Below are 22,489 nucleotides of genomic sequence, written 5' to 3' on the forward strand. Positions count from 1 at the left end.
ACCGAAAATCCGAAAAATCGGTTAAGCGGAACTTTGCCTTATTTCTGAAAGGTTTGCGCTATGTCTGCAACCAGGCTGGCAAATCGCGCCGGAGGCTGCACCTGCCCCGTAACCCATTGATAAAGGTCCTGATCGTTTTCGTGCAACAGCGCATCATAGATATCCAGACCGTCGGCATCCATGTCGGCCAGATTGCGCCCAGCATAGGCTGACAGGATAATGTCCATCTCTTTGATGCCGCGTCGCATCGACCGCATTTGCATGCGCTTGATGCGCACATCCCGGGGTTCGCTCAATTCTTCTGCTCCAGCATCTGACGCATTTTCTTTTCCAGACGTGCCGCGCGTTCGGAACATGCGCGCATCTCAGCGCGGATGGCGCGCAGTTCGGCCACGGCCGAGGACAGTTCCGTTCCACCTTCGCCCTCACCCACAGGTGCATCCATGCCGTCGCCCTCGCCGGTCAACAACCACATGATCGAGACATTGACCATGCCCGCCATCATCGACAGCCTGTTGGCCCGGGGTTCGGACAGATCGTTTTCCCAATCTGAAATTGTCGCCTTCTTGACCCCAAGACGCCGTGCCAGTTGCGCCTGTGTCATTCCCGCGGCTTCGCGTGCACCGGCCAGACGGTCTCCGAATGTCGCAGAATCCGGACCATACCAGTCGTTTTCATCATTCATTCGGGTCTCCAATTCACTTTATCTATACGGCTTGATCGTCACTCTGACGCACCCTATGACAGTCGGGCTGAACATACAAACCGAGGCCGAGCATGAGTTTTCTGTCTGCGACACTGTCACGCGTCAAACCTTCACCCACCATCGCTATGACAGCCAAGGCAGCCGAGCTGAAGGCCGCCGGGCGTGATGTCATCGGCCTGAGCGCCGGTGAGCCGGATTTTGACACACCACAGAACATCAAAGACGCCGCTGTTGCGGCCATCGCAGCAGGCAAAACCAAATACACCGCGCCGGACGGCATCCCCGAACTGAAACAAGCGGCATGTGCCAAGATGAAACGCGATCATGGGCTGGACTATTCGCCGGCCCAGATCTCGGTCGGGACCGGTGGCAAGCAAACGCTGTACAATGCCCTGATGGCGACGATGAATGACGGTGACGAGGTAATCATCCCTGCGCCGTACTGGGTCAGTTATCCCGATATGGTGCTTTTGGCGGGGGGCACCCCTGTTGTGGTCGAAACGACGCTGGAAAACAGCTTCAAACTGACCGCAGAACAACTGGAAGCCGCCATCACGCCCAAAACAAAGTGGTTCATCTTTAACTCGCCCTCGAACCCGACGGGTGCAGGGTATAGTCGGGATGAACTGAAGGCGCTGACCGATGTACTGATGCGTCATCCGCATGTCTGGATCATGTCGGACGACATGTACGAACATCTGGCCTATGACGGGTTCGAGTTCTGCACCCCGGCCGAAGTTGAACCCGGTCTATTTGACCGGACCCTCACCTGCAACGGGGTTTCAAAAGCCTATGCCATGACAGGTTGGCGCATCGGTTATGCCGCCGGCCCGGTCGAGATCATCGCGGCCATGCGCAAGATCCAGTCGCAATCAACGTCGAACCCCTGTTCGGTCAGCCAATGGGCTGCTGTTGAGGCCCTGAACGGAACCCAGGATTTTCTGGCCCCGAATAACGAGACATTCAGGCGCCGACGCGATCTGGTGGTTCGGATGCTGAACGAGATCGACGGCGTCACCTGCCCAACGCCTGAAGGGGCCTTCTATGTCTATCCGTCTATCGCCGGATTGATCGGGAAAACGACGCCGGCAGGGACGGTCCTTGTAGACGATGAAGCCTTTGCAACCGCCCTGCTGGAAGAAGCCGACGTGGCCGTTGTGTTTGGTGCCGCCTTTGGCCTGTCGCCGAATTTCCGCGTCAGCTATGCTACGTCCGACGCGGCACTGACCGAAGCTTGCAGCCGCATCCAGCGTTTTTGTGCTTCTCTGAGGTGACCATGTCCGCCGAACTGCCTGAGTATTACTTTCGCATACGTGAAAACGGTGCTGCGGTGTTTCGGATCGATACTGAAAACCGTCAGCGTCGGATCGAAATGGATCAGATTGCCGTCATCAATATCCGCAATGGTGAGGTCAAGCCGCACGGGCAGCGGACGCTGTCAGACCGGGATCAGGCCGAGATTGCCCAATGGATGGAAGAGCGCCGGGCCCTGCTGGCCCAGCGCGACATCGACGACATTCATCGCGCGGTCGACTATCTGAATCTGACCACGCAATGGGCTCAGTCCAAGGCAAGCGACACGCAGCTGGAGGATGTGACCGACAGGTTATTGATGGCCATGCACGACCTGCGTACGGTACTGGTGCGAAAAAAGGCAGATCGGCTGGACAAAGACTAAGCGGGCTCGGCCGATATCTGTATCTGCTGTACCGAATACATCCAGAACCGGGTCATGAGAAGCACGGCCGCGAAGGCGAGACCAAGCACCAGGCCCAGCCAGACGCCGATGCCGTCCATATGACGGACAAAGCCGAAATAATACGACGCGGGAATCCCTACGACCCAATAGCTGAGCGCCGCCATGACCATTGGGATCTTGGCATCCTGCAACCCGCGCAGCAGGCCCAGCGCAATCACCTGCGCGCCGTCGACCAGCTGGAACAAAGCCGCCATGGCAAGCAAACCGGTACCGATGGTCAGGATTTGTCCCCGCTGCGGATCATCTGCTTCCATGAACAGGGAAATCAAAGGCTCGGCACAAGTCAGGAACAGGATGATGGTTGCCACCGACATGACCAGCGACATACCAGTCACGGAGATTGCGCCCTTTTCCAAATGCGCCCTATCCCGACGACCCAGCGCATTGCCAGCCCGGATGGTCGCTGCATTTGATAAGCCCAGGTGAACCATGAAGGTGGCCGAAGCCAGGTTCAAGGCGATCCCATGCGCAGCCAGCGGGACCTGACCCAGCCAGCCCATCATCACCGCAGAAGTCGCGAACAGTGAAACTTCGGCCAATGTGGTCAAGCCGATGGGCACACCCAGCTTCCATACGCTGGCAAACATTTCCCAATCCGGTCGCCAGAACCGTTGGAAGAGGCTGTGCTCCGGCAACGTCCGGACCACGTAGATAACGACCGCAATCAGCGAAACAACTTGTGTCGTAATCGAGGCGATTGCCGCCCCTGTCACGCCCAGTTCGGGGGCGCCCCAGTTGCCAAAGATCAACGCATAATTGGTCAGCCCGTTCACAGCCGCCGCCGCAATTGTGATCCATAAAACGATCTGCGTTCGCTCCAATGCCGCAAGATAGCTTTTCAACACCATCACAATGAGGGCCGGAAACAATCCCCAACCGGCGACTCTCAGGTATTCGGCTGCGGTTGCAGCGACTTGCGGTTCCTGCTTCATGGCGATCAGGATCGGATAGGACCACCACAGCAAGGGCATGACAACCACGGCATACAGCAACGACAACCACAGACCCATCCGGGTCGAGCGGCGAATGCTGGTTTCGTCCCCTTCCGCCGCTGCTGTGGCCACCATGGGCATGACTGCCCAGCCAAATCCCGCGCCAAACAAAAACAACACGAAGTAATAACTGTTGGCCAAGGTAACGGCCGCCAGCGCCTCGACCCCGTACCAACCCAGCATGATGGTGTCGGTCAAACCGATCGCGTATTGCGCCAGATGACCGCCAACCAGTGGCAGGCCAAGAACGGCAATAGCCCGAAAATGGGCCGGGTATGTCATCACCTTTGTCATCGCTCCAGCCATATGCGCGGCTTTGGCGCGGGACAAGAGCGGATCGGCAAAATTTCAGATTGAGACTTTGGTGCCCGTCCTTTCCCTGTGGCCGGGCATTTTGATGCTCAACGGGCGTCGGGATGCAACGCGGTGCCCAGAATATGCTCGGATCGGTGAATAACGTGATGCGCCTGCCCTACGATCAGCGGATCAGGCTCGCACACGATATCGTGATCCTTGCCAGGGTAATCCAGCGAGGACAGGAAGTGACGCATACAGTTCAGGCGCGCGCGTTTCTTGTCATTCGACTTGATAATCGTCCAGGGTGCATCAGCCGTATCCGTGTAAAAGAACATGGCCTCTTTCGCCTCGGTATAGTCATCCCACTTGCTGAGGCTCGCCTTGTCGATCGGTGACAGTTTCCATTGCTTCAGGGGGTCGGTTTCGCGGCTTTTGAAACGGCGCTGCTGCTCTTGCTGTGTAACCGAGAACCAGTATTTGTATAGCTGAATGCCCGAGCGCACCAGCATCCGTTCCAACTCGGGCGTTTGCCGCATGAACTCAAGATATTCGTTGGGCGTGCAGAACCCCATGACCCGCTCCACACCCGCGCGGTTGTACCAGGACCGGTCATAGAACACCATTTCGCCTACGGTCGGCATCTCCTGAATGTAGCGCTGGTAGTACCACTGGCCTTTCTCTTCCCAGGTGGGTTTGTTCAATGCAACGACACGGGCCTGACGCGGGTTCAGGTGCTCCATGAACCGCTTGATCGTACCCCCTTTGCCTGCGGCATCGCGCCCTTCGAACAACAACACAAACCGCTGCCCCGTTTCCTGCGCCCACAGTTGAACCTTCAAAAGCTCGGCCTGCAGATTGGCTTTTTGCGTCTCATAAACCGACCGGGCCATTTTGCGGCCATAGGGGTATTTCCCACTTTCAAATGCCTGCCGGATTTTCTCGGGGCTGGGCGCTGAGGGGTCGGTGTCTTTGGCGAGCGTGGTCTTGATCTGGGTGGGTTCTGCGTTGGTCGTGGCAATGGCGTCCATACATCCTGTCCTTTTCTACTGTCCCGAACGGTGGCTAGCAGAAAGCTCGGAAATGCGCTTTGATTGGTATCAAATAAATGCCTCAAAAACCCATAGTTTCCAGCGCGGATCACTTGTTCCAATGCAAACGTCTTTTTTCAAGCTGAACGGCTATTCTTTCTACGTCAGGACATGGGGCGACAAAGCCGCGCCACCGTTAGTGATGCTGCATGGTTTCCCCGAATACAGCGGCGCCTGGGCTGGTCTTGCGCCTCATCTGGCAGAACGCTTTTATTGTATTGCTCCGGACCAGCGCGGTTATGGCCAAAGCTGGTGTCCCGAAGGGGTGCAGAACTATACCCTGTCGCAACTGGTCACGGACATAGCGGCGCTGATAGAATCCTGCGGTGCGCCTGTTGCGCTGCTGGGTCACGACTGGGGCGCATCGGTAGCTTACGGCGTCGCCATGTTCCGCCCGGAACTCGTTGATCGGCTAATCATTGCAAACGGCGTACATCCGGGGCCGTTTCAACGCGCCATGGCCTCGGGTGGCGCACAATCCATAGCCTCGCAATATATCAATCTGCTGAGGGCACCTGATGCCGTGCAAAAACTGTCCGAAAACAACTTTGCGATGCTGGAACAGTTCTTTCGCCATGGTATGGGGCTGGACTGGTTGACCGAAGCTCGCATGGCCGACTACCGCACTGAATGGGCCCGTCCCGGTCGGCTACAGGCGATGCTGAACTGGTATCGTGCTTCTCCGCTCGTTGTCGCCAAACCCGGTGTCCCCGCGACAGACCTGCCCGACCTGCCGCTCGACCGGTTGCGTGTCAGGTGTCCACACCTGTTGCTTTGGGGGCCGGATGACAAAGCCCTTTTACACGAATCCACTGAGGGGCTCGAGGCGTTTGCCACCAACCTCACCCGTGTCACGATCCCCGGCACCGATCATTGGCTGCATAATCAAAACCCGCAGGCCGTGGCGCAGGCCGTTCTGGAATGGACAGGCCAGACGTAACCAGGCCCTGCCCGTGTGCAACGGCCAGTCGGGCGGCCTTTGTCGCAGCGCCAACGACATCTTTAGCACCTTACCGGTGCCCCCAGTCGTCAGGGTTGTCAGAGTTGTTCGGCGACAACCCCAACTCATCACCATCGGTTGAGCACCCAAGCCCCAGAACCGTCCGGTTTGCATATGAAAAATAGGAGCAGACCTGATTGATCTCGAGGATTTCTCCATCATCCCAACCTGCGTCGCGCAGGGCGCTGACATCCGCCTCGACCAGATCGCCCGGCGCTTCGGTCAGCTTGCGGGCATAATCCATCGCAGCCATTTGCGCCGCATCCAGCGGTGCAGCCAAGGGATCGCGCGCCTCAATCGCTGCCCTGATCGCGTTGCCGCGCGCCGCGTCACCCAGCAAGCGTTGAAGACCCGCAAAGTGATGCTCGACGCAATAGCTGCACCGGTTCAGCGAGCTGACCCAAACCCCCAGCACTTCCAGAAACCATTTCGGTATCTTGTTGCCTGAATGATGCAGCACCGCCTTGTACATGGCCATATGGCCTTCCATCGAATGCGGGCGAAGGCTGTGTGCCATCATGATGTTGTCTACGTTATTGTTCGGCCCGGTCACGCGCTCGTAGAGTTTCTTCAACTTTCCAGTCGCTTCTTCGAACGGAACGGTTCTGATCCAGCTCATTTATTCACCTCTGCTTTACCGGGATCAAAGGACTGATTATCTGCACAGATTGCAAGCGGCTTGACAGAAAATCCACAACACCTCGCGTCCCTCTTCCCCCGGACCACATCACCTGCCATAATGGCGGAAACCCAAAAAACAAGAGCAGCACCCATGCCCGAAGATCTGTTGACGCCCAGCGCCACTTCTACCTATGACGCCTCCTCGATCGAGGTGCTCGAAGGGCTGGAACCGGTTCGCAAACGCCCCGGCATGTATATTGGCGGCACGGATGAGCGTGCGCTGCACCATATGTTGGCCGAGATCCTCGACAACTCGATGGACGAGGCTGTGGCAGGCTATGCCAACCGGATCGAGGTCGAGCTGCATTCCGACTACGCCCTGACCGTCCGTGACAACGGGCGCGGTATCCCGATCGACCCGCATCCGAAATTTCCGGGCAAGTCCGCGTTGGAGGTGATCCTGTGTACCCTGCACGCGGGTGGCAAGTTCTCAGGCAAGGCCTATCAGACCTCGGGCGGCTTGCACGGTGTCGGTGCGTCGGTGGTGAACGCGCTGTCTGATTCGATGGTCGTGCAGGTGGCGCGGGACAAAACTCTCTATGAACAACGTTTCTCGCGCGGTATCCCGCTTGGCCCGGTCGAAAAGGTTGGCGCGGCCCCGAACCGGCGCGGTACAACGGTGACCTTCCACGCCGACCCGGACATCTTTGGCCATCACAAGTTCAAGCCCGCGCGGCTGTTCAAATCCATCCGCTCCAAGGCTTATCTGTTCTCGGGCGTCGAAATCCGCTGGAAAACCGCCATCGATGACGGCGAAACCCCGCTTGAGGCCTCGTTCCACTTTCCCGGCGGCCTGTCGGATTACCTGAAAGAGACAATGAACGGCTCGTCCACCTATGCCGAGCAACCCTTTGCGGGCACCGTCGATTTCAACGAGAAATTCGGCACCCCCGGCAAAGTCGAATGGGCCATCAACTGGACACCGTCGCGTGACGGGTTCATCCAGTCCTATTGTAACACCGTTCCCACCCCTGAAGGCGGCACCCATGTGGCCGGTTTCTGGGCTGCGATCCTCAAGGGGATCAAGGCCTATGGCGAGTTGATCAACAACAAGAAGGCCGCGCAGATCACCCGCGACGACCTGTTGACCGGTGGCTGCGCGCTGGTGTCGTGCTTTATCTCTGAGCCGGAATTCGTGGGCCAGACCAAAGACCGTCTGGCCACGGTCGAGGCGCAGCGGCTGGTCGAAAACGCGGTCCGCGACCATTTCGACAATTGGCTGGCGGCTGGTACGAAATCCGCCGGCGCGATCCTCGACTTCCTCATCCTGCGGTCTGAGGAACGCCTGCGCCGTCGGGCCGAGAAGGAAACACAACGCAAGTCCGCCACTAAGAAACTTCGTCTTCCCGGCAAGCTGGTGGACTGTTCCAGTTCAACACGCGACGGCACGGAATTATTCATCGTCGAGGGCGATTCTGCGGGCGGCTCGGCCAAGATGGGCCGCGACCGCAAAACGCAAGCCCTGTTGCCCCTGCGCGGCAAGATCCTGAACGTGCTGGGCGCGGCCAGCTCGAAACTGGGCACCAATGCCGAGATCAGCGATCTGACGCAGGCGCTGGGTGTGGGCCTTGGCACCAAGTTCAACGTCGACGACCTGCGCTATGACAAGGTCATCATCATGACCGACGCGGATGTGGACGGGGCGCATATCGCGTCCTTGCTAATGACGTTCTTCTTCACCCAGATGCGCCCGATGATTGACGCGGGCCACCTGTATCTGGCCTGCCCGCCTTTGTACCGCCTGACCCAGGGCGCCAAACGCGTCTACTGTCTGGACGAGGCCGAGCGCGACGAATGGCTGAAGAAAGGTCTGGGCGGCAAGGGCAAGATCGACGTGTCCCGCTTTAAGGGTCTGGGCGAAATGGACGCCAAGGACCTGAAAGAGACGACGATGGACCCCAAATCCCGGAAATTGATCCGGGTCACCATCGACGAGGACGAACCCGGCGAGACCGGCGATCTGGTCGAGCGTCTGATGGGTAAAAAACCTGAACTGCGGTTCCAATACATTCAGGAGAACGCGCGGTTTGTGGAGGAGTTGGATGTTTGAGTAACCTAAATGCTTCATGAGTATTTATCGCGTCTCGCGCGCGAGTACGTCTTTGAGCGTGCTAAAAGTTTCTCTGGGAGTAACTTTGGAAATTTTGTACGGCACGACATAGCGATAGAAGCAAAGAAGCGTCTAGTCTTCCTGCCATACGAATTGGAAGTTAAAGCAAGTGTCGGGCAATCACGATGGGCTTCGGTACCGTGGTTGGCTTTCTTCGATCCGCTCGTAACCGACACTGCAACTCGCGGTTACTATGTCGTTTACCTTATTAACGCTCAAACTGAAGAGATAGTGCTTTCGCTCAATCAAGGCACGACCGAAGTTTACCGAGAGTTCGGAGAAAATGACAAAGGGCGGAGCATTCTCGCACGTCGAGCAGTGGATATAACAGAAAGAATTCCTGAGTTTTTTGAAAGATTTGACAGTGATAGCATCGATCTGGGCTCGACGGAAAAGCTTCCAGCCGGGTATGTTGCTGGTCACGCGTTTGGCAGGGTCTACCAAGCAGATGCGATTGATCCCAACCAGTTTTACGAAGACCTGGAAATGATGCTTGCAGCATACAAGGTGCTTGTAGACCGAGGAGGTAGAACTCCTGTCGACACCATGATGGAGGAGTCTGGGTCAACTGACATCCACGAGACCAGGAATTATGTCCTTTCTAAAAGAATTGAACGCGCAAAGAATGTACGGTTACGGGTTTTGGAACGTCGCGGAATTGAATGCGAGGGTTGCGGTTTAGCGCCAATTGAACATTATCGTTATGAAGGCCCAATCAAGAACGTTCCACTTGATGTTCACCATGCAAAACCAATTCGAGAGCTCTCAGAAGGTGAAACTCGCAGGTACAAAATTCCAGACGACTTCCTAGTACTATGCCCAACCTGTCACCGAGTGATTCATAAACAGAAGGATGTAGGCGATATTGAACAACTCAGGAGTAAAATCAGCTTTATTCATGCGAAAATAATTACTTAACCAAAAATTTTCGATGGATGCGCACAGCAGTTTTTTACTGCCTCTAGATGACTGCTCGTATTCACCCTACCTAATTAGATTCCTAATGCGTGCCTAAAAAGTAACCTGCACTCGTTCAACCTGCCTCGCATCAAGCATTGACTGGGCGGAAGACACCACAACACCACACGCGCCCTCAAAAAACCAAAATCTACTGCAATTCAAATTCCTTCGGTTTACTAATCAAACAAAGATCCGGCTTCCCTGTGACAAGCCGGCTCGCATTTAACGATTAAGGATTTGCAATGGCCCGCCTTTATGACAGTCGAAAACGTGTTCTCGTAACCGGTGGGGCCGGGTTTTTAGGCTCGCATCTGTGCGACCGGCTTCTGGATCAGGGGCATGAGGTTTTGTGCGTCGACAACCTGTTCACCGGCACCAAGCGCAATATCGACCATCTGCACAGCAACCCGCGGTTCGAGTTCATGCGCCACGATGTGACCTTCCCTCTGTTCGTGGAAGTGGACGAGATCTATAACCTCGCCTGCCCCGCCTCACCCGTGCATTACCAGCACGATCCGGTGCAGACGACCAAGACCAGCGTGCATGGCGCGATCAACATGCTGGGACTGGCGAAACGTCTGAAATGCAAGATTTTTCAGGCCTCGACGTCTGAGGTTTACGGCGACCCGACGATCCATCCGCAGACCGAAGACTATTGGGGCAACGTCAACCCGGTTGGTCCGCGCTCCTGTTACGACGAGGGCAAGCGGTGTGCCGAGACGTTGTTCTTCGACTATCACCGTCAGATGGGGCTCGAGATCAAGGTCGCCCGCATCTTCAACACTTACGGGCCCCGAATGCACCCCGCCGACGGGCGCGTCGTGTCGAATTTCATCATGCAGGCCCTGACCGGCGAGGCGATCACGATCTTTGGCGACGGCACGCAGACCCGGTCATTCTGTTACGTGGATGATCTGATCGAAGGCTTCATCCGCCTGATGGATACCGGCAAGGAGGTCACCGGCCCGGTCAATCTGGGCAATCCCAACGAGTTCTCGATGAACGAGCTGGCCAGCGAAGTGCAGGCGCTTGTTGGCGCGGAAACCCCTATAAGTTTCAGGGAGTTACCTGAGGACGACCCGAAACAACGTCAGCCCGATATCACGCTGGCGCGGACCCTGCTGAACTGGGAGCCTACGGTGCAGCTGAAGGAAGGGTTGGACGCAACGATCCGGTATTTCCGGACGCTTCAGTCAGAAGGCGCAGCCGGATAACGCGTCTCGCTATGGCTCGGGGACCGGATCAAACCGCCGTGCCGATCAGCGCGACGCCAATGGCCATGAGGACAGCGGCACCCAGGCGTCGCATCCAGTTGCCTTCCTTCAGGAAAATGAACCCGATAAGCGCCGCAAAGATGACCGAGGTTTCCCGCAGAGCCGAAACCGCCCCCAGCGGCGCAAAGTTCTTGGCGTAAAGCACCAGACCATACGCCGTCATCGAAACCAGCCCGCCCAAAAGGCCCGTCATCCATATTCTGACGGGCAGGTCTTTCAGGGTGGCGCGTTTCCTGACCCCGATAAACCCTGCAATGAACAGGTGCAGAAAGGCCCCCCACGCCCAATAGCTGAGCGTATTGCCGGACAGCCGCACCCCGACCCCGTCAACAACCGAATAGATCGAAATGCAGAACCCGGTGCCCAGCGCAAATCCCAGCGCGCTGCGCCCGACGCCCGAACGCAGCGCGGCCCAGCTGCTCAGCTGAATGCCAACCGCGATCAGGGCGATCCCGCCCCAGGCCTGCCAGGGCAGAACTTCGCCCACCAGCACCATCGCCCAAAGCGAGGCCAGTGCCGGAACAATCCCGCGTGCAATCGGGTAAACCACACTCAGGTCGCCATGCTGGTAGGCCTTGCTCAGCATGAAGTAATAGCCGAAATGCACGACGGTCGAGAGCAGGATATAGACAAAGCTCTGCGTGTTCGGCAGGGGCAGGACCATCACCATTACCGCCGCTGGCAAGACCTGACCCAACGCGACCAGACCCAGCATCGTGGTGCGGTCCGTCGCCGTTTTCACGATGGCGTTCCATACGGCATGCAGCAACGCCGCCGACAGAATAATCAGAGTGACGAACAGGGTCATGCCCGACCTTTCCCGCAGAATACGCGCAACAAGGGTCTTGGGCCCTATTCACTTGGGCGTGGTGTCTGCCAAAACCGGGATTTTTGTCAAGCCGGATTCCAGTGGTCAAAATACCGCCACCGTTGGGAATGTGTCCGCAAGCCGTTTCCGGTCTCGTCCTGCGCCTTTGTGCCCGGTAAGAAGTTACAACTGCACGTGATCCCGGTTGCAGGACGCGCATCAGGTTCTAAGATCGGGCACATGAGTTTTGTGACAGACAACCAATTGCCCCTGCTTATCCTGTTTTTTCTGTCAGGATCGATCGGCACCGCCTTTTTGTTCCGCAAACCAGCGGGGCACCGGGCGTGGAAACTGGCCGATCTGGTCTGGGTCGTGCTGGGTGGTATCGGCGCATTGGTGGCTGTTCTGGCAGGGCTTTATACGTCGGACAGTTCGCGACTGGATCGTCAGATTGATGTGGCCTACGCGGCAACATTGGCGTTCGACAGGGATGCCGCACGGTTTCGTCTGCGTTTCTGCGACCCTGCTTACGATCCTGACACGGCAGTGCTGTGCGACAAGGTTGAATTTCTGTCGGCTTCAACTGCCAGCAACTCGGAATTGCCCCTGTTCATCGCCGTTACCAACGAAGTAGCCCCCCTGCAGGGCCTGCACTTCCTGTTCGGAAGTCAGGCCAAGGATGATATGGACGAGCTACGGGATATGACGGCCAAAGCCGATGCTTTCGATATCGACCAGTTCCTCGTATTCACGTCCCTGGACGACAAAACTCAGGTAGCCATCGACAACATGCGCCGTAAGGTGCCCGCGATTGCCGGAGATTATCAGATCCTGGCACAAAGCTATGACGACCTGATCGAGCAGGTCGGCAAGTTGAAAAACGAATGGGAATACCTGCAGGCCAACGCCCATATTCTGGTGCTGCAAATCGTGGCGCTTTGTCTTGTTAGCTTTGCGGCCCCATTTCGATTGGGAAAATCTTTGGTCGAGTTACGTACGAAGCTCAACGCCGATAGCCCCGCGCCAACACCTGTGGATCAACTCCCAGAAAATAGCGCAGAAGTGTCCACAAGTTCCGCGTGCCCCGCCGAAACCAACCTGCCTGTTCGTAGCGCTCCGCGCTCGTAAAGGCGCGCGACTCGAGTATTGCGATCCGTGGCAATACGCGCACCAGCGCCACATCTTCCATCAAGGGTTGGTCCGGATACCCGCCAGCCGCCAGATAGACATTACGCTGAACCAGCAACCCCTGATCTCCGTACGGTAAACCGAACAGCCTGCTGCGCAAATTGGCCCATCCGGCCACCCAGGCTGGCGCAAGCCCACGCGCGCGAAAAGCCAACCGAAACGCCGCTGGTGCGTTGGATGGCAGATGGGCGCTTACGCTCTTGGCCCATCCCTCTTGCAACACGGTATCTGCATGAAGGATCAGAAGCCAGTCTCCATCAGCATGCGCGCACCCCCGGCGCAATTGACCGCCGCGCGATGGCTCACCTCTAATGACATGCGCGCCAACATCTTCTGCTATTCTCAACGTCTGGTCAGTTGAGCCTGCATCGCTGACGATCAGGTCCCGGATCAGCCCGGAATGCACCCCTTCCATCAGGGCTTCAAGGCACGCAGGCAAGGAATCGGCGGCATTCAAGGTTGGAATCACTACAGTGACGGGTGCGGGCACGTCCGATAACCTCTGGTCTTGGCTGCGAGACTTCCTATATCACGAGGCCAAAGGCAATGACGAGGACCAAGCCATGCCCACCCGCCGCATCCTGCGCCTGACTGGCTCGGACACCGAAAACTTTTTGCAGGATCTTGTAACCAATGACGTTCAGGGATTGGGCAATGGGTTGGTCTATGCCGCACTGCTTACACCACAGGGCAAGTATCTGGCAGATTTCTTTCTGAAACGCGATGACGTTGGGGTGCTGCTGGACGTGGCCGAGCCACTTGCAGATGACCTGATCAAGCGCCTGAACATGTACAAACTCCGTGCGGATGTGGTGATCGAAGGCACGGATCTGCATCTGCAGCGCGGCACAGGTCCAGCACCGGACACCGCCCTGCCCGACCCCCGTCACGCGGATATGGGTTGGCGTGACTATTCGACAGCCCCAGATGGCGATGACGGAACCGACTGGGACGCGCTGCGCGTTCGACACTGCATCCCCGAGGCTGGGGTCGAACTTACGCCAGACAGCTATATCCTCGAATCCGGGTTCGAGGCGCTGAATGGTGTGGATTTCAAAAAGGGTTGCTATGTCGGTCAGGAAGTGACTGCGCGCATGAAACACAAGACCGAGTTGCGCAAAGGCTTGCGGCGGGTCTTTGTCGAAGGATCGGTTCCGGCGGGGACTGAGATTACCGCAAACGGCAAACCCGTCGGCACCCTGTTCACGCAATCAGGCGGCCAAGGAATCGCGTATCTGCGCTTTGACCGTGCGAATGCAGACATGATGGCCGGAGACGTCGTGGTTCGCCTGACGGACCAAGCGTAACTTGTTGCCAAATCGGCACGGCCTTATCCGCCGTATGTTTCATAAAGTTTGAACCCGTTACCCAGCCCTGCCAATGTGTCGTCACAGGGGCAACACGGATACCCGCATGTTTCAGCTTTATTCCGCGATTTGGCGCGCCAGCGCCGGGCGGCAGATTATCCTCATCCTGTTATCCATTGCCATTGCGGCGCTTGCCGCTGTTCCGCTTGAATTTCAGCGCGATATCGTCAACCACCTTACGTCCAATGATCTTCACGTCGAAAAGCTGGTTCTGCTGGGCATCGGCATGATGATTGTCATCCTGCTGAGCCTCGCCCTGAAATGGGTTCTGGGTTTTCGCGCAGGGATATTGGGCGAAGACATGATCCGGCTGATCCGGCAACGCTTGCTCTGGCGCGCTACTGACCTGAAAGAAACGGGTGAAAACCTGCGCAAGGGCACCATGACGACCGCCATCTCGGCCGAAGCCGAGGAGTTGGGCAAGTTTGCCGGGGGCGCATTCTCGGACCCGGTGGTTCAGGTCGGAACGCTGATCAGCGTGATCGGGTACATATCCTCAACGCAGCCAGGCCTTGGCCTTATCGCGTTTTCCATGATTGTTCCGCAGATCATTATCGTTCTGGTGTCGCAACGCAAAGTGAACACGTTCGTCGCCGAACGCGTCCGCCTTTTGCGCAGCGCCACTGATAGGCTGACCACCGAGGATATCGATGCCGTCGAGCGGGATATCAATGCCCTGTTCGACGACATCTATGACACACGACGGCGCATGTTTCTTTGGAAGCTTTCGGCCAAGTTCCTGTTGAGCGTGATCAATGGCGCCGGAACCGTCGGTATTCTGATGTTGGGCGGTTATCTGGTGCTGCACGGCAAATCCGATGTCGGCACAGTGGTGGCCGCGACCAGCGGGCTTGGTCGGATACAGGGCCCGACCGCGTTCCTGATCGCCTTTTACAGACAAGTCAGTGCCAACCGCATCAAATACGAACTTATGTTGGAACTATTCGGCCCGGACCCCGCGCATTACCGGTACCGCAACAGTGCATAAAAAAGACCGCGCAGCGGCTGTCTGCGCGGTCTGATATTAAAAGCGACGAAACGTCACGCGCGTTCGGAATATTCCATGGTTTCGGTGTTCACGATGATCATTTCATCCTGACCGATGAACGGCGGCACCATGACTTTCACGCCATTGTCCAGAATTGCAGGCTTGAACGAGTTCGCGGCGGTCTGACCTTTTACGACCGGCTCAGTTTCGACGATCTTGCAGGTCACTTTCTGCGGCAGCGTCGCGTTCAGCGCTTCACTTTCGTAGAATTCGACAACAATCGTCATGCCATCTTGAAGGAACGGACGACGCTCGCCCAGCAAATCCGCTGGCAATTCAATCTGTTCGTATGTTTCGGCATCCATGAAGACCAGCATGCCATCGGTTTCATACAGGAACTGCTGATCCTTCTGCTCAAGGCGCACACGCTCAACCTTGTCAGCTGAGCGGAACCGTTCGTTCAGTTTTGAACCATTGCGCAGGTTGCGCAGTTCGACCTGCGCGAAAGCGCCGCCCTTGCCGGGCTTCACATGGTCAACCTTGACCGCGGCCCAAAGGCCGTCGTTATGCTCAAGCACATTGCCGGGGCGAATTTCGTTCCCATTTATCTTGGGCATTACATAAATCCTTCACAAACGGTTGATGCGTCAGTTGCGCCTCCTATATCTGGCGGGAACATACCTGACAAGACAACCAAACCTAGTGCTGCAGGTGCAGCGAGATATGCAAGTGACGCAACGCAACTATGCATATTAGCTGTATCCGAATCGCACTTTATCGGTCATAAGGACCGTCACGCCGAAAATTGCAAGAGCAAGAAAAACAAGGAAGACGAGATGAGAGATTTCGTTGACGGCACTGCCTTTAACAACGAACAAGGCAATCGTGCTCGCAAACTTTTCGCGGCCGTTGTGTTGGCTGCACTCGATGACGCTATTGCCGATGACAAGAAATATGGCAATGGCCCGGAACAAATCGCCCGTTGGGCGCGCTCGCGCGATGGACGCGAAGTGCTGTCTTGCGCGGGAATCGACCCGAACGAACGGGTTGTCAGCGGACTGATGGAGTTCGTTGGCCGTGGCGTGCGGACCTCGGTCGCGCTGTCGCGTGAAGAAAGCGAGCGTCGCAATGCCGCTCAGCAGGCTGAAGCTGCCTGATCCAAGGTTGTTTCAACTCAGAAAAAACGCGCTCTGCCATCAGAGCGCGTTTTTCTATGCGTATACCGCCACGATCCCGATCCCGGGCGTCAAGGTGTGTTCGGGGCTTCCCCTGCCCGCCCAAATCAGGTCATCTGCGCCTTGACAGGTAGGAGACAATCCATGGTTCGCGCCATCATGATTCAAGGCACCGGCAGCAATGTCGGAAAATCCGTTCTGGTGGCGGGGCTTGCGCGAGCTTTTACACGGAGAGGTCTTCGGGTTGCGCCCTTCAAGCCGCAGAACATGTCGAACAATGCTGCTGTTACGGAAAACGGTGGGGAAATCGGTCGCGCACAGGCCCTTCAGGCACGGGCGGCAAGGCGGGCGACGCATACGGATATGAACCCTGTATTGCTGAAACCTGAAACAGATACCGGCGCACAGATCATCGTTCAGGGGCAGCGCGCGGGCACCATGAAAGCCGGTGATTATCGCAAGGATAAATCCAGGCTGCTAAGCGCCGCACTGGAAAGCTTTGACCGACTGTGCAGCAATGCGGATCTGGTTCTGATCGAAGGTGCGGGCAGCCCGGCCGAAACCAACCTGCGCAAGGGTGACATCGCCAATATGGGCTTTGCCTGCGCTGCGAATATACCTGTTATACTTGTCGGCGACATTCACCGCGGCGGTGTGATCGCACAGATCGTTGGCACTCAGGCGGTTCTGGATGAGGGTGATCTTGCGCGAATTCGGGGCTTCGCCGTCAATCGGTTCAAGGGTGATGTGTCCCTTTTTGACGAAGGGCGCGATGACATCGCCTCTCTTACCGGGTGGCCCTGTCTGGGGGTTGTGCCATGGTTTCACGACGCTTGGAAGCTTCCGGCCGAAGATATGATGGACATCCGCTCTCACACAGGCGGCACATGCAAGGTTGTTGTGCCACAGCTTGAACGGATGGCGAATTTCGACGACCTTGACCCCTTGTCTGCCGAACCCGGAGTGAGCGTCGAGATCATTCCGGCCGGACGCCCATTGCCGGGCGATGCCGATCTGGTTTTGCTACCGGGCAGCAAGTCCACCATCGGAGATCTGGCCTATTTCCGCGCACAAGGCTGGGACATCGACCTGTTTGGCCATGTCCGGCGCGGCGGGCATGTTCTGGGTCTCTGTGGCGGCTTTCAAATGCTGGGCAAGACCATCTCCGACCCCGATGGCGTGGACGGTCGACCGGGTAAGGTCGAAGGGTTGGGATTGCTGGATGTAGACACGGTCATGGGAGGACAAAAGCAAGTTGTCCTGCGTAAGGCCCATGCCTTGCCGGACCGCGAGCCAGTCACCGGATACGAAATCCACATGGGCCATACAGACGGGCCGGATTGCGCCAATGCATGGCTTGAGGTCGAAGGCCGCCCCGAGGGCGCGGCCAGCGCAAACGGGCGGATCAAGGGAAGCTATCTGCACGGTATCTTTTCGTCCGACGCATTCCGGGCGCGGTATTTGTCAGCGTTAGGCGTGACCTCGGACCTGTCCTATGAAGATGGCGTCGAGCAGGCGCTGGACGATCTGGCCGATCATCTGGAGCGCCACATGGACCTTGACCTGCTGCTCAGCCTCGCGCAGCCCCCGCACCGCAGCTGAGAGTTACTCCAGATCCTGAGCCGCAAGAGCGCGGGCGATCTCTCGTCTGACCATCTTGCGCACATTTCTTGTAATTCGCTCGCCCATCGTTCCTTGCAGCTCGGTTCGGACAACCTCTGCGATCAGGGTGCGCAGAGCGTCCTCGTCCATGTCGATCGTCCTGACGTTTTCGTCGGAATCAGGTTCTTCGGCATCGACATCAGACACAACAGCCTGAGACGACCGGATGAATTCCGCCTGATAAGGTGCACCTTCGTCCTGCTGAGCCGCCTCTGGTTCATCGTCTCCAGCAGCATCAATCGACATCGCAGCGGCAAATTCTTCTTCGACATCCCATGGCAGCGCATGTGACGGTGTGCCCGAATATGCATCCTGGCTGTCACCGTCCGGTTCCCACTGGTCTTCTGTTTGTGCAATGGCCGCTTCCAACGCTTCGATCTTTGCACTCAGGCTGATTGCAGCATCATCCGACGGGGCGTGTTTCGTCTCGGCTGCTTCTGGCTTGTCCTCGTCGGCGTTCGCGGGTTGACCCGTCTGAACGATGTCACAGGTTCGCAGCAACATCGGCTTGGCGGCATCTGTAACTTCGGCTTTGGATACAGCTTTAGCGGGAATCACTCCTAACTGATCTGGTGTGCTGATCCGCAAAGCATCGGTAAGCACCAGCCGCCCCGGCTTGCGTGCCTTAGTCGTTTGATCCGAGACGGATTTATCACGACTGTCTTCACTGACCAGACGTTTGACCGAAGACAGAACGTCTTCGATCCCTGCTTTCACGACATTATCAGACATTGTTCTCTACCGCTCTATCCTTGGATCAAGTGTAGCCAAACAATCCGTGCCTCACAACAAATAGTATTGGCGATCAGTCCCGGCGCAACGCTTTGAGAACACGATCCAGATCCTTGCTTTGCTTGCTGACCTGTGCAGGTGCATTCTTGACCAGGTTGTAATACAAAGTCGGATCATAGATTTGCACCGCCAGCCCAAGACGCTCGGCTGTCAGAAGGCCCTGCGCCTGCAATAACTGATAGGCAGCCCGCGACCGTTCGGTGCGCGAAGCAACTTCCGCCAGCTGTGCATCCAGCAAATCCTGCTGTGCATTCAATACATCCAGAGTTGTTCGCGCGCCCAGAGTCGCCTCTTCCCGGATGCCATCAAATGCCACCTGCGAGGCGTTAACGCGCTCGGTTGACGCCCTCAAACTGGCGCTGGCCGCCTGAAACGCCGCATACCGGTCGGTCACACCCTGCGTGATGTTCTTTTGAACGTTCAGAAGATTCGCACGCGAGGCATCGCGGCTGGCCATCGCGCGGCGCACATTTGCCGCCAACCGGCCACCTGCGTAGATGGGTTGACTGAAGTTCAGCGACACGGTCGCGTCGTTCACATAGTCATTATTGTCATAGCGCTCGGACACGCCAGCATCGGCATTCAGGCTGACATTCGGCCCAAGGTTGGCCCGCTGTTGCTGCACGACCAGATCGAACGCCCTGACCTGATGCTGTGCCGACAGAATGGCCGGGTGGTTGCGTTGCGCCAGGTTCACAGCTTCAGCTTCGGAACGCGGCAGATTGGGCAGGCTCGGCTGGCCAGCCGTTCGCCCCGGTGCCTTTCCGACCGCGTTCACGTATTCGGCCTGGGCAATGCTCAATTCACCGCGTGCCACAGCCAGATCCGCCTGAGAGCTTGCCAGCTGCGCTTCGGACAATGCGACGTCCGTCCGGGTTACTTCGCCCACTTCGAAGCGGTCATTCGACGCCCTAAGTTCCTCTGCCGACACATCCACGTTGTTCTGGCGGATCGCCACGGTCTCTTCCTGCAACAGGACGCCCAGATAGGCATTTGCTGCGCGGATAAGAACCTGTTGTTCGATATCGATCAGGGTTTGCCGGGTCGATAGCACCGTTTCCTGCGCCGACTGCTTGCCCAGCACCGACGCGCCGCCATCATACAAAAGCTGGCTCAGCGTCAGGCCCGAAAAAAACCGCGACGGCTCGTTTGTCGTCACGACGTTATTGACCCGCGAACGGGTGTAATCCTGGCTGACCTGCACGGTCCAGTTGATGATTGGCCGCAACGCAGAAAGCGCAATGGCCACATCTTCATCCGCCGCGCGCAGCAACGCCCGGTTCTGCTCAAGCAAACCACTGGTGTTATACGCGCCGATGAACGCATCCGTTATGTTGTCTGCCCACGCTGCACGCCCTGGCATCACGCTCATGGCAAGTCCTGCGGTCACAGCAAACGCCCTGACCAGCTTACCTGTCGCCGAACCACGCATACCAAAATCCTCTCAAACGAAATTACACTGCCCTACAGGCAGTTTGCGGCCTTCTTTTCAACTAATCAAGGCGATAGAAAAATCTATCGGCGGACTATAGCGAAAATGCACACTCTGCCGAAAAACCTTCCAGAACCGGCGCATTGGCATTGAACACATCACGCCAACTGACGCGACCACCGGTTTTTCGACCGATCCGCACGGTACCCAGGTTGCCGTTGACAAACAGACACACGATCCGACCGTGGTCCTTGAGTTGATCCAACAGGGCATCGGGCACCTGCTCGACACCGCCCTGCACCATGATCGCATCATAGGGGCCGTGTTCCGCCACACCCTGTTCCAGCGCGCCAACGTGGATGATGGCGTTGTGCACGTCAGCTTCGGCCAAGAGGTTTTGCGCCTCGGCTGCAAGGGTTTCGTCGCATTCAACACCCACAACCAACTCAGCCATCCGTGCGGTGACAGCCGTGGAATATCCCATTGCCGGAGCGATATCGAGGACCATCTCATCCTTGGATATGTTCAGCACGTCCAGCATTTTAGCCAGGGTCCGCGGCTCCAGCATGCTGCGCCCGCCACCCAGATCAATCAGGCCGTCCACATAGGCCGCTTCACGTTGCGAATCGGGTACGAAGCTCTCCCGCGGAACACTCAGCATAGCCTCAATGATCGGGAACTTGGTGACGTCAGAGGGGCGGATCTGTGTATCAACCATTGTGCGGCGCCGGGCTGCGAAGTCAGTCATTGGATATCTCGTCTCATTCCCAAAGATGTCGGGCTTGTGCCATATCCTGAACCTTCCAGCAACGCCCCTGTTGCCGCAACCTGAATCGTGATCACCTTCTTGGGCATGGACTTCGGCAAATTTCAGTCTTGCCGGCAAATTCGCACGCAATCCACTGGACGCCCCCGAGGAAAGCTGTTAAAAACCCAGTTACACCACAGCAAGTATTTGATTTTACTTGAAAAGGCGAGTTGGCGGAGTGGTGACGCAGCGGATTGCAAATCCGTGTACACCGGTTCGATTCCGGTACTCGCCTCCATTTAAAAACAATCACTTAGCCGAATTCTTGTAGCTATACGTGAATTTCAAACACGGATATTTGAAATTATAGCGCCGAGCCGCCCCTGCCGCTCTAACTCGCAACGAAAGCGCATGTGTGAAAAATCGAGGCTATTGCCTTCTCTTGACGGGCAAACAAAGGACCAACACACAGACTTCTTAAGCAATATCTCAGCATCCCTGCCGTTGATCGAGAAACAAACGAATGTCCGGTGCAGGACAAACCTGCCATCAGGGAAGCTCCATTGGCCCGACATTTGATTCAAAGCAACGCACGGCGCTGCCTGTCGTGATAGAGTTGTAAGCTCCACAACGTTATCCCTTTCTTTTTTTGGGATTTTTCGAAGGACGCCAAAATGCATATCGAAGTCAGTACAGATAACAGCATCAAGGGGAGTGAAGCCATCACGGCCCAAATTACGGGATTGGTACAGAACGACCTGGCCTACCTTGCAGAACATATAACCAGAATCGAGGTCCATCTCAGTGATGCCAACGCCGACAAGTCCGGCCCAGATGATATAAAATGTGTTCTGGAAGCACGGCTCAAAGGCCAGCAGCCTATGGCCGTCACGGATTCGGCCTCGAGTTTAGAACAGGCATCGAGGGGCGCAGCCGGCAAGATGAAAAGCGCACTAGAAAGCACTCTCGGGAAACTAACGGACCGTCGCTAACATATTCGGCATCAATCTTTCATTTCACCGATCGATCTACACCCTCGGGCAATAAGGCATCTGACAATGATGGAGTTAGATTATGACAGACGAAGACAAGCTTTGGGCACTTGAAGAGCGGTTTTGGACGGAAGGCGCTGACAATGCGCGGAAGATGACGACAAAGGGCGCCGTATTTGTTCTCCCTTATCCGCCGGGAATACTTCAAGGCGACACTGTGTGGCGCGAGAGCTTAGTCGCGCAGAGGTGGCGGTCCGTCGTATTTTCGGAGCGCTACTATAAACAAGAAAAGAATGTTACCGTTTTGGCCTACCGTGTCTCAGCAGAACGCGGGGACACACCGATCTACGAAGCCCTTTGCACTTCCACCTACCTGCGGGATGAAGGCAAATGGCTTCGAGTTTTGCACCAACAAAGCCCCATAGCATAACTGTTCCACGGCCGCTGTACAGGCTTGCTGTGCGACTGCG

General features: G+C 56.8%; 23 protein-coding genes and 1 tRNA gene. 13 read left to right on the top strand and 11 right to left on the bottom strand.

What is annotated here, in order from left to right; translation table 11 throughout:
* Positions 1 to 38: 38 nt before the first annotated feature.
* On the bottom strand, positions 39 to 263 hold the full coding sequence (locus AC2FLZ_RS10405; protein WP_480476785.1) for a succinate dehydrogenase assembly factor 2: 225 nt from the start codon (positions 261 to 263) through the stop codon (positions 39 to 41).
* Between the two features lie 29 nt (positions 264 to 292).
* Positions 293 to 685 carry a helix-turn-helix domain-containing protein gene (locus AC2FLZ_RS10410; protein ID WP_480473470.1) on the bottom strand — a complete coding sequence of 131 codons (393 nt, stop codon included), beginning with the start codon at positions 683 to 685 and terminating at the stop codon, positions 293 to 295.
* Between the two features lie 92 nt (positions 686 to 777).
* Here AC2FLZ_RS10410 and AC2FLZ_RS10415 point away from each other — a divergent pair, with 92 nt between their 5' ends.
* Both AC2FLZ_RS10415 and AC2FLZ_RS10420 read left to right on the top strand, forming a co-directional pair.
* Positions 778 to 1,980: a pyridoxal phosphate-dependent aminotransferase gene (locus AC2FLZ_RS10415; protein ID WP_480473471.1), complete on the top strand. Its 1,203-nt coding sequence runs from the start codon at positions 778 to 780 to the stop codon at positions 1,978 to 1,980.
* Positions 1,981 to 1,982: 2 nt separating this feature from the next.
* Positions 1,983 to 2,384, top strand: coding sequence for a hypothetical protein (locus tag AC2FLZ_RS10420; RefSeq protein WP_480473472.1), 402 nt, complete (start codon positions 1,983 to 1,985; stop codon positions 2,382 to 2,384).
* Here AC2FLZ_RS10420 and AC2FLZ_RS10425 read toward each other — a convergent pair.
* A complete protein-coding gene (locus AC2FLZ_RS10425; protein WP_480476787.1) occupies positions 2,381 to 3,751 on the bottom strand; it encodes an MATE family efflux transporter in 1,371 nt (456 codons plus the stop codon). The genes AC2FLZ_RS10420 and AC2FLZ_RS10425 overlap by 4 nt on opposite strands.
* Positions 3,752 to 3,858: 107 nt before the next feature.
* Positions 3,859 to 4,782, bottom strand: coding sequence for a polyphosphate kinase 2 (gene ppk2, locus AC2FLZ_RS10430; protein ID WP_480473473.1), 924 nt, complete (start codon positions 4,780 to 4,782; stop codon positions 3,859 to 3,861).
* 121 nt (positions 4,783 to 4,903) lie between these two features.
* On the opposite strand from ppk2, the gene AC2FLZ_RS10435 reads away from it, so the two are divergent.
* The gene (locus AC2FLZ_RS10435) at positions 4,904 to 5,782 is read left to right on the top strand and encodes an alpha/beta fold hydrolase (protein ID WP_496882165.1); all 879 of its coding nucleotides are present in this window, start codon (positions 4,904 to 4,906) and stop codon (positions 5,780 to 5,782) included.
* Positions 5,783 to 5,852: 70 nt separating this feature from the next.
* Here AC2FLZ_RS10435 and AC2FLZ_RS10440 read toward each other — a convergent pair whose 3' ends face one another.
* Positions 5,853 to 6,461 (bottom strand): carboxymuconolactone decarboxylase family protein, encoded by a 609-nt coding sequence (locus AC2FLZ_RS10440; RefSeq protein WP_480517598.1) that lies wholly within the window; start codon positions 6,459 to 6,461, stop codon positions 5,853 to 5,855.
* Positions 6,462 to 6,614: 153 nt separating this feature from the next.
* On the opposite strand from AC2FLZ_RS10440, the gene parE reads away from it, so the two are divergent.
* From parE to AC2FLZ_RS10455, 3 genes are all read left to right on the top strand, one after another.
* Positions 6,615 to 8,573, top strand: coding sequence for a DNA topoisomerase IV subunit B (parE, locus tag AC2FLZ_RS10445; RefSeq protein ID WP_496882166.1), 1,959 nt, complete (start codon positions 6,615 to 6,617; stop codon positions 8,571 to 8,573).
* Between the two features lie 9 nt (positions 8,574 to 8,582).
* A complete protein-coding gene (locus AC2FLZ_RS10450) occupies positions 8,583 to 9,551 on the top strand; it encodes an MrcB family domain-containing protein (protein WP_496882167.1) in 969 nt (322 codons plus the stop codon).
* A 284-nt stretch (positions 9,552 to 9,835) separates the two neighbouring features.
* Positions 9,836 to 10,807, top strand: coding sequence for a UDP-glucuronic acid decarboxylase family protein (locus AC2FLZ_RS10455; protein WP_480553836.1), 972 nt, complete (start codon positions 9,836 to 9,838; stop codon positions 10,805 to 10,807).
* 28 nt (positions 10,808 to 10,835) lie between these two features.
* Here AC2FLZ_RS10455 and AC2FLZ_RS10460 read toward each other — a convergent pair whose 3' ends face one another.
* Complete coding sequence (locus tag AC2FLZ_RS10460) at positions 10,836 to 11,675, bottom strand: EamA family transporter (RefSeq protein ID WP_480553837.1); 840 nt, start codon at positions 11,673 to 11,675, stop codon at positions 10,836 to 10,838.
* Positions 11,676 to 12,678: 1,003 nt separating this feature from the next.
* A complete protein-coding gene (locus tag AC2FLZ_RS10465; protein ID WP_480484216.1) occupies positions 12,679 to 13,353 on the bottom strand; it encodes a TIGR04283 family arsenosugar biosynthesis glycosyltransferase in 675 nt (224 codons plus the stop codon).
* A gap of 73 nt (positions 13,354 to 13,426) precedes the next feature.
* Here AC2FLZ_RS10465 and ygfZ point away from each other — a divergent pair, with 73 nt between their 5' ends.
* Positions 13,427 to 14,170 (top strand): CAF17-like 4Fe-4S cluster assembly/insertion protein YgfZ, encoded by a 744-nt coding sequence (ygfZ, locus tag AC2FLZ_RS10470; protein ID WP_480484217.1) that lies wholly within the window; start codon positions 13,427 to 13,429, stop codon positions 14,168 to 14,170.
* A 106-nt stretch (positions 14,171 to 14,276) separates the two neighbouring features.
* A complete protein-coding gene (locus AC2FLZ_RS10475) occupies positions 14,277 to 15,218 on the top strand; it encodes an ABC transporter transmembrane domain-containing protein (protein WP_496714842.1) in 942 nt (313 codons plus the stop codon).
* A 53-nt stretch (positions 15,219 to 15,271) separates the two neighbouring features.
* On the opposite strand, the gene efp is transcribed toward AC2FLZ_RS10475, so the two are convergent.
* Positions 15,272 to 15,835 carry an elongation factor P gene (gene efp, locus AC2FLZ_RS10480; RefSeq protein ID WP_209503361.1) on the bottom strand — a complete coding sequence of 188 codons (564 nt, stop codon included), beginning with the start codon at positions 15,833 to 15,835 and terminating at the stop codon, positions 15,272 to 15,274.
* A 219-nt stretch (positions 15,836 to 16,054) separates the two neighbouring features.
* On the opposite strand from efp, the gene AC2FLZ_RS10485 reads away from it, so the two are divergent.
* Both AC2FLZ_RS10485 and AC2FLZ_RS10490 read left to right on the top strand, forming a co-directional pair.
* Positions 16,055 to 16,375, top strand: a complete 321-nt coding sequence (locus AC2FLZ_RS10485; RefSeq protein ID WP_037310273.1) for a DUF6280 family protein — start codon at positions 16,055 to 16,057, stop codon at positions 16,373 to 16,375.
* A gap of 162 nt (positions 16,376 to 16,537) precedes the next feature.
* Entirely contained in the window at positions 16,538 to 17,995 is a 1,458-nt protein-coding gene (locus AC2FLZ_RS10490; RefSeq protein WP_480553839.1) for a cobyric acid synthase, read from the top strand.
* Between the two features lie 3 nt (positions 17,996 to 17,998).
* Here the strand turns inward: AC2FLZ_RS10490 and AC2FLZ_RS10495 are convergent, their stop codons facing one another.
* The 3 genes from AC2FLZ_RS10495 to AC2FLZ_RS10505 form a co-directional block, all read right to left on the bottom strand.
* A complete protein-coding gene (locus AC2FLZ_RS10495) occupies positions 17,999 to 18,787 on the bottom strand; it encodes a hypothetical protein (protein WP_496714840.1) in 789 nt (262 codons plus the stop codon).
* A gap of 73 nt (positions 18,788 to 18,860) precedes the next feature.
* Complete coding sequence (locus AC2FLZ_RS10500) at positions 18,861 to 20,279, bottom strand: TolC family outer membrane protein (RefSeq protein ID WP_480517616.1); 1,419 nt, start codon at positions 20,277 to 20,279, stop codon at positions 18,861 to 18,863.
* A gap of 94 nt (positions 20,280 to 20,373) precedes the next feature.
* Positions 20,374 to 21,027: a protein-L-isoaspartate O-methyltransferase family protein gene (locus AC2FLZ_RS10505; RefSeq protein WP_480603117.1), complete on the bottom strand. Its 654-nt coding sequence runs from the start codon at positions 21,025 to 21,027 to the stop codon at positions 20,374 to 20,376.
* 224 nt (positions 21,028 to 21,251) lie between these two features.
* Between AC2FLZ_RS10505 and AC2FLZ_RS10510 the strand changes: the two genes are divergently transcribed.
* The 3 genes from AC2FLZ_RS10510 (at position 21,252) to AC2FLZ_RS10520 (ending at position 22,449) form a co-directional block, all read left to right on the top strand.
* A tRNA-Cys gene (locus AC2FLZ_RS10510) sits at positions 21,252 to 21,325 on the top strand.
* Positions 21,326 to 21,701: 376 nt separating this feature from the next.
* Entirely contained in the window at positions 21,702 to 22,019 is a 318-nt protein-coding gene (locus AC2FLZ_RS10515; protein WP_496716891.1) for an HPF/RaiA family ribosome-associated protein, read from the top strand.
* Between the two features lie 82 nt (positions 22,020 to 22,101).
* On the top strand, positions 22,102 to 22,449 hold the full coding sequence (locus AC2FLZ_RS10520; protein ID WP_157707882.1) for a hypothetical protein: 348 nt from the start codon (positions 22,102 to 22,104) through the stop codon (positions 22,447 to 22,449).
* Positions 22,450 to 22,489: the final 40 nt, after the last annotated feature.

The organism is Ruegeria sp. YKSF131 (assembly GCF_059612645.1).